Below are 11,810 nucleotides of genomic sequence, written 5' to 3'. Positions count from 1 at the left end.
AGGCTGCGGGTATGAAGTATGCGGTGATCACCACGAAGCACCACGAAGGTTTTTGTCTGTTCAAAACTGATTATACGGACTATCAGGCCCTGAACGCTCCCTTGTGCCGCAAGGATTTGATCAGGGAGTGGGTGGAGGCTTTCCGGGCGGAAGGACTGAAGGTGGGATTTTATTACAGTCTGCTGGATTGGCACCATCCGGACTTTGAGATTGACCGGATTCATCCGCAGGCACCTAAAGATCCGAAAGACTACAAGAAACTGAATAAGGGGAAGGATATGGACCGCTACCGGGAGTATGTGAAAAATCAGGTGACGGAATTACTGACCAATTACGGAAAGATCGATCTGATGTGGCTGGATTATTCTTATCCCAAAGGGGAGCATGGCAAGGGACGGCAGGATTGGGATTCGGAGAATTTGATGAAACTGGTCCGTAAATTGCAGCCGGGTATTATCGTAAACGACCGGGCAGACTTGCTGGATGTGCCGGGAGGCTGGGATTTCAGCACTCCGGAACAGTATAAGGTGGCCAAATGGCCGGAAAGAGACGGAAAGAAAATCCCCTGGGAAACCTGTCAGACTTTTTCCGGATCATGGGGATATTACCGGGACGAGGCTACCTGGAAAGACAACAGGCAATTGCTCGGGTTGCTGATCGAATCGGTGAGCAAGGGGGGAAACCTGCTTTTGAATGTGGGGCCTACGGCCCGGGGGACTTTTGATCAAAGGGCACAGGAGAGGCTTGCCGGTTTGGGCAAATGGATGGCTGTGAACAGTCCTTCCATTTATGGCTGTACAGAGGCTCCGGCCGGTTTTGATGCTCCGGACAATACGCTGCTGACTTATAATCCGGAGACAAACCGCCTGTATGTGCATTTACTGGATTATCCGTTAGGCAGGTTGTTGTTGAAAGGATATGCCGGTAAGGTGAAATATGCACAGTTTTTGCACGACCGTTCGGAATTGCGGTTCGGCAAGGCCAATGCAAGTGTGACCCACAAGGATGAACTGGACGAAAAGGATATTCTTTTGGTGTTACCGGATGTCAGGCCCGATGTTGAAATTCCGGTGATAGAGCTGATATTGAATTGATAAAAAGACTTTCTGTCCCGATTCCGGGACAGAAAGAAAAAATGCCTGCAGTTATTCAAGCCTGTCCTTTCGGTTCCAGATCGATAGGAAATCCTGTCGGTTGCTGGTTTTCCGAAGCAAGGCGTATCGTACCGTTATCCTGTTCATATTTCCAGATATTGTCCTGTAAAGCCAACATCAGGCGTTTGGCATTTTCGGGAGTCAGAATAATCCGGCTTTTTACTTCCGGTTTCGTTACTCCGGGCATCAAACGGATAAAGTCGATAATAAACTCCGAAGTTGAATGTGCTATGATCGTCAGATTTGCATAAGTGCCTTGGGCCACCTCATGGCTCAGATCGATTTCCAGTTGGGTCTGTTTTTGTTCTTCCATTGTTTATTGAATTGATAATCAGTATGCTTTGATTGGTGATATTTCTATCTGAACAAATATATACTATTTTATATAATGAACGTAAAATTTTTTTCGGATTCTGATTTGAAAAAGTGAAATAAAGGCAAGATGGTAATTACCGGCCGATTTTGTGTTATCTTTGCCGGAGCATTACGAACAGAGCGTGATGTGAGTGATTGTTGTAAATAATAAAAAACAGAGAAAAATGACTGCGAATTGGTTTGAAGCGAAGGTGAAGTACATGAAGGTGAACGAGGATGGGCGTGAAAAAAAAGTAAATGAAGCTTACCTGTTGGATGCGATGTCGTATACGGAAGCAGAGAGCAGGATTATGCATGAGATGGAATCGGTGATTTCGGGAGATTATTATATCAGTAGTCTGAAAAAATCGAATATTACGGAACTGGTTCCTTCGGAAGATGAAAATGACGACCGTTGGTATAAGGCGAAGGTAAACATCATCGATGCCGATGAAGTGAGCGGAAAAGAAAAATCCACCGGTCAGTATTATCTGGTGGCAGCCTCGAATATTAACAAAGCTTTGGAGAATCTGGAGAAAAGTCTGGCTTCTTTTGTGGTTCCTTATGAGATTGCCAGTCTCACGGATACTCAGTTTATGGATGTATTTCCTTATTTTTCCGATGAAGAAGAACAGATTCCGGAAAATCTGAAGCCGTTGACCGAGGAAAAAACGGAAGAGGAAATTTAGGCTATAATAGAAACGTAGGTTTATTTCGTTAGTAATTCGTCTTCGGTGATCGGAATTGGCGACCCGGTCGCTTCTGTCGGTCGTCTAACTTTTTCTATCACTGACCGGCGGAACTCCTCGCAAGCTCGTCAGACACCACCGGTCGGGCGTTCAGAAAAAGCAAGACGACACTCGACAGAGCTCCAATGGTCGCCAATCCCGATCACCTCCGACTTACGTTATCACTGAATTGCAAACCAATCTTGATTTAAGAAAGATTATTCTCACTGGAAATAATCCGGACGGTCCGGCTTCTTGCTGTTGCAAATTTTTGGTTGTATTTTCTTTGCCGGTTAGCTCTGCCGTGAGATGAAGGGTTTTATGCCGGAAGACCATTGGAGCAGGAACGAGGGTCCGGTTAGGTTTTCCGAACGCCCGACCGGTGGTGTCTGACGAACGGAGTGAGGAGTTCCGCCGGTCAGTGAAGGAAAGCCTTACCGGACCGGTCCAGGCGAACCGGTCTGACGGGATAAAACCCGGAATCGGAATAGAAAGAAAAAATAAACCTACTATTGGTTTCTCCGTAAAAAAGTAGATGACAGGCGGTAAATCATTCCTTTTTTAAGGGTCCGATCTATTAAATATTCCTTAAATTTTCGTAAACGTTTGTGTCTCATTCTTTTCTCAGGTAATGAGCGAGTTATTTCTTTTTGAAAATCTCTGGTTTAATCCTTTTTTCTTTTCTAACTTTGGGGTGCCTTTAGAGAAGGAGTGTAAGCTTTTATAGGTGAATATGAAGCAAACTGTTATAATCCAAAGGCTTTAGCGATTCGATTGAAACATTTTTCGGTGAATTGCGTAGGGAAAAGATCAAGTCTTATTGTAATATAAACGATTGATATAATGAAAACACGTATTGAACATGACTTGCTAGGCGAAAAAGAAGTGCCGGCAGATGCGTACTATGGTATACAAACTCTTCGGGGAATCGAGAATTTCCAGAATATCAGTGGGATCACCATCGGAGACTATCCGAATTATGTGAAAGCATTGGCTATGGTGAAATGGGCTGCTGCAAAGGCAAACCAGGAATTGGAAATCCTTCCGGACGATATTGCCAATGCAATTACCCGGGCTTGTGAAGAAATTATCGGAGGCAAACTCCACGATCAGTTCCCGGTCGATCTGATCCAGGGAGGTGCAGGTACTTCTACCAATATGAATATCAATGAAGTGGTTGCTAACCGGGCATTGGAATTGATGGGACACCAAAAAGGTGAATACCAATACTGTCACCCGAACAACCATGTCAATATGTCTCAGTCGACTAACGATGCTTATCCGACTTCTTTCAAGTTGGCCTTCATCTTTATGAACGAGGAACTGGTTGCTGACCTGAAACTGTTGATTCAGGCATTCCGGGCTAAAGGAGAAGAGTTTAAAGAAGTGCTGAAAATGGGACGTACCCAGTTGCAGGATGCTGTGCCGATGACTATGGGACAGGAATTCGAAGCTTTTGCTGCAAACCTGGAGGAAGAAGTAGACCGGCTGAACCAGATGGCTAAATTGTTCCTCGAAGTGAATATGGGGGCAACTGCTATCGGTACAGGTATCAATTCCGAACCGGAATATTCTGCCAAATGTATCAAAAATTTGCGGATCATCAGCGGAGAAGAGTTTGTACTGGCTTCTAACCTGATCGAGGCTACTCCCGATGCCGGTTCATCTGTCATGTATTCATCAGCCCTGAAACGTTTGGCTGTGAAATTATCTAAAATTTGTAACGACCTGCGTTTATTATCCAGTGGCCCCCGTTGCGGCTTGAATGAAATCAACCTGCCGCCGATGCAGCCGGGTTCTTCTATCATGCCGGGTAAAGTGAATCCGGTAATTCCCGAGGTGGTAAACCAGATTTGCTATCGGATTATCGGTAACGACCTGACCGTAACCTTTGCTGCCGAAGCCGGACAGTTGCAGTTGAACGTGATGGAACCGGTTATGGTTCATGCCATCTTCAGTTCGATCAAGATGTTGCAGAAGGGTATGGATCGTCTGCGGATCCTTTGTGTTGAAGGCATTACTGCCAACACTCAGCATTGCCGTGAAATGGTATTGAACAGTATCGGTATCGTCACCGCCCTAAATCCGACTTTGGGATATGAGAATTCTTCCCGTATCGCTAAACGTGCCCTGAAAGAAAACCGTAGCGTTTACGATCTGGTACTCGAAGAAGGACTACTGACCAAAGATGAACTGGATCAGTTGCTGAAACCCGAAAGTATGATTAAACCGCATAAGTTCTATAAAAAGAAATAAGGCGTAAAATAAAGATAAAAAGAGCACTTTCACAGAGGTGCTCTTTTTTTATTTCCATATTTTGCCGGATCAGTTTATAAATCTTGGCAATGATATACATATTTATAAGTGTAAATATGATAAAGTACAGGGGAGATATTGGGGGAGTAAAAGTTACAAAAGGTATGGGACTGATGAGGAATATTGGGATGAAAACCTTTGGATCGGATTTCATCCCCCTTGTGTAATTTATCTGGCTGACATCACCTGTGTTTCGACTTCTTCCATGTTGCTTTCGTCGAAGACGAGGGTTTTGGCATTCGGAAGGTAAGTATATACTTGTTTACCTTTCATTTCAACCACTTTTACTTTGTTTTCCCCATTCATCTGATACCAGGATTTTTCTTCCGGAAAATACCTGAAATCGACTTTCTGGTCGCTGTTTACAAGGGCTATGGTCATTTGGTCCTTGGTTTTTGTCACCTTGTACTCCTGGCCTTCATAGGCGAACTTCACTTCTTCCTGTTGCCCGTCTTTCATGCTGATCGGATTCCGGCCTCCCCACCATTCGATGGAGTTGAAGATCAAACCGTCTCCCAAAATACAGATTTCGTAAGCGGGAATGATACACATGCCTAAAAATACCAACTCATTGACAAATTTCTTTTGAGAGACTTGTCCATTCCAATGGTGTAATTTGCTTGTTAAACGGAAAGGACCGTAACATCCGCCGATAGCTACCGACATTCCTCCGATCAGAATAACTACTGCCGCCCGTGTGATAAATTTTTTCATTGTATTTCTTTTTATGGTTATTTGTCGGTATTTACGATATCGGGTGGGAAAGGTTTTCACTCTAGGAAATATACCTCCAAGTAATGCGGGTTTTGAACAGGCGTTTGATTTGGATGGCGAAGAGTTGGTTTTCTTCCTTGATCAAATCGGCATCTTCGGACAGGATGCCGTTGGCGATTCGGGTTGCTTCGTTGAGGATCAAGGTGTCTTTACCCAGATTAGCCACCTTTAGACTGCAGGTGAGGCCACTTTGTTGGGTTCCTTCGATATCTCCGGGACCACGCAATTTCAGGTCGGCTTCGGCGATTTCAAAACCGTCGTTGGTAGCGGTCATGGTATCGATGCGTTTCCGGGAGTCGTTGGAAATCTTATAGGAAGTCATTAGAATACAATACGATTGGTCAGCGCCGCGGCCTACCCGTCCCCGTAACTGATGGAGCTGTGACAATCCGAAACGTTCGGCACTTTCAATGACCATAATAGAAGCATTGGGAACGTTTACCCCCACTTCGATGACTGTAGTAGATACCAGTATTTTGGTTTCTGCGGTGACAAAACGGCGCATTTCCGAATCTTTTTCAGCCGGTTTGAGTTTACCGTGAACCATGCCTACTTTATATCCTTTGGGAAGGAAGTAATTGTTGATTTGTTCGTAGCCTTCTTCCAAATTCCGGAAATCCATTTTTTCCGACTCATAGATCAAGGGATATACCACATAAGCCTGCCGTCCTTTGAGCAGTTCTTTTTCAATAAACTGAAATACTTCCAATCGTTTTTTATCGAAAGCATGAAAAGTAGTAATGGGTTTACGTCCCGGAGGAAGTTCGTCGATTACCGACACATCGAGGTCACCATATAAAGTCATAGCTAATGTACGGGGAATAGGGGTGGCTGTCATCACCAGTACGTGGGGAGGAATGGTATTTTTTTGCCAGAGTTTGGCACGTTGGGCTACACCGAAACGGTGTTGCTCGTCGATGATTACCAGGCCGATATTCTGAAAAGACACCACATCTTCGAGCAAAGCATGGGTACCGATCAGAATTTGCAGGCTACCGTCCTGTAAGCCCCGGTGAATTTCTTCCCGCTCGCGTTTTTTTGTCGACCCTGTGAGTAAAGCTACGGTGATCCCCATTTCTCCCAGCATGCCCTGGATCGTTTCATAATGTTGGGTGGCCAGAATCTCGGTGGGAGCCATCAGACAGGTCTGGCAACAATTGTCCAGCGCCATCAACATACACATCACAGCCACCAGGGTTTTACCGCTGCCTACATCTCCCTGCAACAGCCGGTTCATCTGTTTCCCACTGCCGCAATCCTGACGGATTTCTTTAATCACCCGTTTTTGTGCATCGGTCAGTTCGAAAGGTAGGTATCGATGATAGAATGTGTTGAAATATTCACCGATCGTTTTGAACTCATGGCCTTTAAAATAAGTTTTGCGTTTGTATTTGAGTTTCAGGATATTCAGCTGGATGTAAAATAGTTCCTCAAATTTCAGTCGGAATAAAGCTTTACGCAGCATGTCCGGATTTTCCGGGAAATGGATATTATAGAGAGCCTCATGCAGATACATGAGTTTGTGTTGCTGAATAAACCAGGCTGGCAGGGTTTCTGAGATTTTCCCTTTGATGGTTTTAAAAATGGAATCCTGAATTTTGCTGATCGCTTTGGAGTTTAGGAAAGCCTTTTTCATCTTTTCGGTGGTCGGATAGACGGCTTGAAAACCGACCAACAGTTGGGAAGCTTTTTCAAAGCTGTCGATTTCAGGATGTACAATATTCAGCTTGTGGTTGAATTCGGAAGGTTGTCCGAAAATCAGGTATTCTTTGTCGGGTTCGATTTGGTTGGTCAGGAATTTAAATCCTTTGAACCAGACTAATTCCAGGGTTCCTGTCTCGTCATAAGCCGTTGCAGTCATACGCAAGGCTTTGCCTTCACCGATGGTTTTCAGATTACGGATTTTAGCCTTGATCTGAATATAAGGCAGACGTCCGTTCAATTCTGCGATGGAATAGATTTTACTCCGGTCGATGTATTTGAAAGGGACATGGTAGAGCATATCCTCATAACTCTGCACCTGAAGTTCCTCATAGAGCACGGCAGCTTTCTTTTCACCGACACCGGGTAGAAATTTGATATTCAATCCTGCAAGTTCCATGAATCGTGTTACAAAGTTTTAAATTAATCGGTCGGAAACGGCACATGTAAATTGTGGTGTTTTCTTTACCGTTTCAAAGTTACAACGTTTTTCATGAGCCTAAAAATGAAATTGGAAAAAATGCACTACTTTTGTCTGATCAGATTTTATTCAAATCTTTGAAACGACTGTAATTCATAGAAAAATGGGCTATCTGAAAGAGCGGATAAAACATGCTGTCCGATTTAGACATAAACGAGGATATGGAGTGCATTCCCCTTTTATGTTTAATTTAATTTTAAATGTTATCCGGGATCGGGAGAAACAATTTCAATATCCCGAGAGGTTGGAGAGAGAAAATTGTTTGAATCATCGGGAGAGAAAAATTTTCCGCTTATTATCCCGTTTGGTACGTTCGCTTCGGGTACATCGGATGATTTGCCTGGGAAAAAATGCCGATATCCTTTGTCGGTATTTGCAGGAAGTTTGTGATGTCGAGATTAGTGTTAATCAATTGGATACATTGCAATCTGCCGATTTCATTTATATCGGTCGGCAGTTTCCACTGGATGAAACGACTTTTGCCGGAATGTTGCAAAATCACCCGCAGAAATGTATCGTTATTGCCGATATTCACAAGAAGGGAATACATGCCCGTCTGTGGCACCAATGGCTTGAAAAAGCAACTGTATCGGTGGATATGATGTGGTATGGGATTCTATTTTTTGACGATAAGATCCAGGAGGGGAGGTATTGTTTGATGATATAGAGGGATAACGGATAAAACAGTGACGGCGGATAAGACGTAAAAAGAAGAGGGGGATGGATAATGTTTTGATTTAAAATTAGATATTATGAGGCACTACTAAATTTTGAAGAACTGAGAATTTGGCAGGTAACCAGAGAGATAACTAAAGAAAATTGTCATGAAAATTTACACAAAAACCGGTGATAAAGGAATGACTTCCCTGATTGGAGGAAAGAGAGTACCGAAGAATAGTGCACGTTTGGAATCTTATGGTACGATCGATGAATTGAATAGTTTTTTAGGCATGATCCGTTCTTTTCCTTTGGAGCAGGTGATTGCAGAAGAATTAGTGGAGATTCAGTCCCGTTTGTTCGATGTGGGAGGGAATTTGGCTACTGATCCTGAGTCGTCGGCCAATCTGAAGGTGCCTATTGGTGTGACGGAAGAAGATATTGCATTACTGGAAAATGGCATCGACCGGATGGATGCCGAAGTTCCTCCGATGAAATACTTCGTGTTGCCGGGTGGTAATCAGTGTGTTTCGTTTTGTCACATGGCGCGGACGATCTGCCGGCGTGCAGAACGGCGGATACTGGATCTGGCCGCAGAGACTGAGGTAGACGGGTCGGTGATGAAGTATGTGAACCGATTATCGGACTATTTATTTATCCTGGCACGTAAAATAGCATACGATTCGGGATGTGAAGAGATGAAATGGGTGCCGCGGAAATAAGCTGTTACTGATTTTCCGTAACGATTTCCAGCTTCCCGACATTTAGCCGGGTAGTAAGCCAGGCGTGTAATTGCTGCTTTTCTTCTGGCGTCAGCCTTTGTGTGTAGGATAGAATCGCTACTGTCAGGGTGTCGGATTGTGAAGTTGCAATCCGATTCCTGATCATTTTCGATAAGCCGATCGTTTCCACCTTGGGAAATAGAATTTTGATCTCGGGGGTAATTTTCAGGCCTAGGGAATCGTAATTGGAATAACTGTTCAATTGAGCCCGCAGGCGGATGATTTCGTTCTCTTGCCGTAATACTTTATTTTGATTGTGCTTGTAAAAATCCTGTAGGATCATGTTATCCAACTCATCTTTTTGTCCTTTTTCTTTTTCCTGTGTCAGTCCCTGGAGAACCGATAGACGAGTACCTTCCAGTTTGTATTGGGATAGTTTTTGACGTAATATCGCCAGGTAGTCTTCGGGCACTTCCTTACCGATCAAGGTGACGGAAATACTGTCTTGCAGGATGTGCTTATTGACTACGAAAGTATTCGGAAAATTGATTTCATTGGTGATAAAACGGTTGGCGTTTGTTTCGAAGATATTGGTTTTGATCATGTTGTAAGTGATGTAGATACTGGGTACCATAGTCACAAAAATGATGGTGTAAACGATCTGCTGTACTTTCTTGCCCCGTACGGGATCTACAAAAGTCTTTTTAGAAAAATGCATGAGTTTGACTCCCAGCGTGGTGGCGAAGGCGATAAAGACAGAGTTGATCATATAGAGGTAAAAAGCTCCGAAAAAATAAGTCAGGTTACCACTGGCGATACCGAATCCCGCAGTACAGAGGGGAGGCATCAAAGCGGTAGCGATGGCTACACCGGGGATCACATTTCCTTTCAGACGCGTGCTTGAAGCGACGATGCCGGCCAGTCCGCCGAAGAAAGCAATAAGCACATCGTAGATGGTAGGAGTGGTCCGGGCTAATAGCTCGGAACGGGCTTCGTTGAGTGGAGAGATCAGGAAATAAAGGGTGGAAGTCAGGATACCGAAAATAGTGGCGATAGCCAGATTCCGGAAAGAGGTTTTGATCAATTCAAAGTCGTTGATTCCGACCCCTAAGCCGATACCCATGATCGGTCCCATTAAAGGGGAGATCAACATGGCACCGATGATCACTGCCGTGGAATTTACATTGAGTCCCAGGGAAGCGATAAAGATGGCAAAAATCAATACCCAAAGGTTACTGCCTTTGAAATTGATTCCTTTACGGATATTGTCGATGGTCTCCGCCTCATTTTCCCTTTCGTTCGAAGAGTCCAGAATGCCTTTCAGATAATTCCGGAATTGTTCCAATACATCAATAAAAGCCATTATAAATGAAAAATAGAAGTGATTACTTTTGTTTTTTAGAAATCAGTTTGTTGAGATAGGGAATCTGATTCAACGGCAGGTCGTGCCTGATCAGATAAATCAGATAGATAAATAACAGGATGGTCCGGAACCCCAAACGCAGCAACATGTTTTCGATAGGGACACTGACGGCAATGCCATATAGCACCAAAGCCAAAAGCAAGTATTTTCCGATGGATTTCAGATCGTAATGGATGGGATAATATTTTTGCCCCATCAGCCAGGAGAGAAACATCATCACAAAATAACAGGCAAAAGCAGCCCAGGCACATGCGATATAACCGAATTTCGGTACGAACAGAACGTTGAGGGCCACGATAATGACCAGACCGATCAAAGAAAAATATACCCCCCACTGGGTACGGTCCGTGAGTTTGTACCACAGCGAAAGATTGAAAAATATACCTGAAAACAATTCTGCCAACATAATAATCGGTACTACTCTTAAACCGACAAAATAACGGGGATCGATGAAATACCGGATAATGTCCAGGTAGAACATAACTCCTAGAAAAATGAGTAAATCTACGATGACAAAGTATTTCATCGCCATGGCATAAGTTGTGCGTTTATCTTCTCCTTTGGTTTTGGCAAAAATAAAAGGTTCGTATGCATAACGGAAGGCTTGGGTGAACATGATCATGACTACTGCGATTTTGACGTTGGCTCCGTATATTCCCAATTGATCGGCAGCAACCTGGGGGTCGGACAATAGATAAGGATATAGGATTTTATCCAGATTTTGGTTCATGATACCTGCTAATCCCAGAATCAATAGCGGGAAAGAGTAATGCAGGATTTCTTTTAACAACCGCCAGTCGAAATGCCAGCGTATCCTGAATATTTCAGGAGTCAGCAACAACAACAATACGAAGGAAGCGATCACATTGGAAACCAAAATATACCCAGCTCCATAATCAGGCCGGTAAAACCAGGAGATCAAGTCGGGATGATTTTTATAAATGACCGGACAAACTACCAGAAAAAATAAATTGAAAATGATAGTGAGTGCGATATTCAATAATTTCAGGAAAGCAAAACGAAGGGGACGTAAGCGGTAACGCAAATAGGCAAAGGGAAGGGCACTGAAAACATCCAGGGCGATGATTATTGCGATCATCCCGATGTAATCTTGGTGCTGCCCGTATTGTAATGCTCCCGATATGGGGGATAAGAAGCTGAAAACCAAGATCAGAAACAGACAGGTCGTGATCCCGAGCGAAGTCATACAAGTGGAGTATACGGTTTGGGGATCTCCTTTAGAAGAGTCGTTGGCATACCGGAAAAAACCGGTTTCCAGACCGTAAGTCAGAAGTACGAGCATGGTACCGATCCAGGCATACAAGTAAACGACAATCCCGTATTCGGCCGGGACAAGCAAGTAGGTATACAAAGGAGTCAGACACCAGTTTAAAAATTTCCCGATGATGCTGCTCATACCATAAATGGCCGTGTCCTTGGCTAAACTTTTTATTCCTGCCATGATAAGTTGGTTAAGATAAACGGACAAAGATAGGGTTA

10 protein-coding genes are annotated in these 11,810 nt (G+C 43.9%); 5 read left to right on the top strand and 5 right to left on the bottom strand.

The features are described from left to right. A partial coding sequence (locus tag WS34_RS08390; protein ID WP_046404263.1) for an alpha-L-fucosidase occupies nt 1-1,094 on the top strand: 1,094 nt, incomplete at its 5' end. Nucleotides 1,095-1,149: 55 nt separating this feature from the next. On the opposite strand, the gene WS34_RS08385 is transcribed toward WS34_RS08390, so the two are convergent. Continuing rightward, on the bottom strand, nt 1,150-1,467 hold the full coding sequence (locus WS34_RS08385; RefSeq protein ID WP_022161424.1) for a DUF3467 domain-containing protein: 318 nt from the start codon (nt 1,465-1,467) through the stop codon (nt 1,150-1,152). A 226-nt stretch (nt 1,468-1,693) separates the two neighbouring features. Between WS34_RS08385 and WS34_RS08380 the strand changes: the two genes are divergently transcribed. Both WS34_RS08380 and aspA read left to right on the top strand, forming a co-directional pair. Then, nucleotides 1,694-2,197 carry a DUF4494 domain-containing protein gene (locus WS34_RS08380; RefSeq protein ID WP_013612164.1) on the top strand — a complete coding sequence of 168 codons (504 nt, stop codon included), beginning with the start codon at nt 1,694-1,696 and terminating at the stop codon, nt 2,195-2,197. A gap of 882 nt (nt 2,198-3,079) precedes the next feature. Continuing rightward, entirely contained in the window at nt 3,080-4,492 is a 1,413-nt protein-coding gene (aspA, locus tag WS34_RS08375) for an aspartate ammonia-lyase (RefSeq protein WP_022161423.1), read from the top strand. 228 nt (nt 4,493-4,720) lie between these two features. On the opposite strand, the gene WS34_RS08370 is transcribed toward aspA, so the two are convergent. Both WS34_RS08370 and recG read right to left on the bottom strand, forming a co-directional pair. Further along, nucleotides 4,721-5,266: a DUF3332 domain-containing protein gene (locus WS34_RS08370; protein WP_013612162.1), complete on the bottom strand. Its 546-nt coding sequence runs from the start codon at nt 5,264-5,266 to the stop codon at nt 4,721-4,723. 61 nt (nt 5,267-5,327) lie between these two features. After that, a complete protein-coding gene (recG, locus tag WS34_RS08365; RefSeq protein ID WP_013612161.1) occupies nt 5,328-7,427 on the bottom strand; it encodes an ATP-dependent DNA helicase RecG in 2,100 nt (699 codons plus the stop codon). Nucleotides 7,428-7,689: 262 nt separating this feature from the next. Between recG and WS34_RS15535 the strand changes: the two genes are divergently transcribed. Next, on the top strand, nt 7,690-8,175 hold the full coding sequence (locus WS34_RS15535; protein ID WP_195446759.1) for a hypothetical protein: 486 nt from the start codon (nt 7,690-7,692) through the stop codon (nt 8,173-8,175). 157 nt (nt 8,176-8,332) lie between these two features. Next, complete coding sequence (locus WS34_RS08355) at nt 8,333-8,887, top strand: cob(I)yrinic acid a,c-diamide adenosyltransferase (RefSeq protein WP_046404259.1); 555 nt, start codon at nt 8,333-8,335, stop codon at nt 8,885-8,887. A 4-nt stretch (nt 8,888-8,891) separates the two neighbouring features. Here the strand turns inward: WS34_RS08355 and WS34_RS08350 are convergent, their stop codons facing one another. Both WS34_RS08350 and WS34_RS08345 read right to left on the bottom strand, forming a co-directional pair. Continuing rightward, a complete protein-coding gene (locus WS34_RS08350) occupies nt 8,892-10,250 on the bottom strand; it encodes a DUF389 domain-containing protein (RefSeq protein WP_013612158.1) in 1,359 nt (452 codons plus the stop codon). 22 nt (nt 10,251-10,272) lie between these two features. Continuing rightward, a complete protein-coding gene (locus WS34_RS08345) occupies nt 10,273-11,772 on the bottom strand; it encodes a lipopolysaccharide biosynthesis protein (protein ID WP_046404258.1) in 1,500 nt (499 codons plus the stop codon). Nucleotides 11,773-11,810 lie beyond the last annotated feature (38 nt).

It is taken from the genome of Odoribacter sp. N15.MGS-14, from assembly GCF_000980245.1.
Lineage (GTDB): Bacteria > Bacteroidota > Bacteroidia > Bacteroidales > Marinifilaceae > Odoribacter > Odoribacter splanchnicus.
This window is presented reverse-complemented; position numbering and strand designations above follow the sequence as displayed.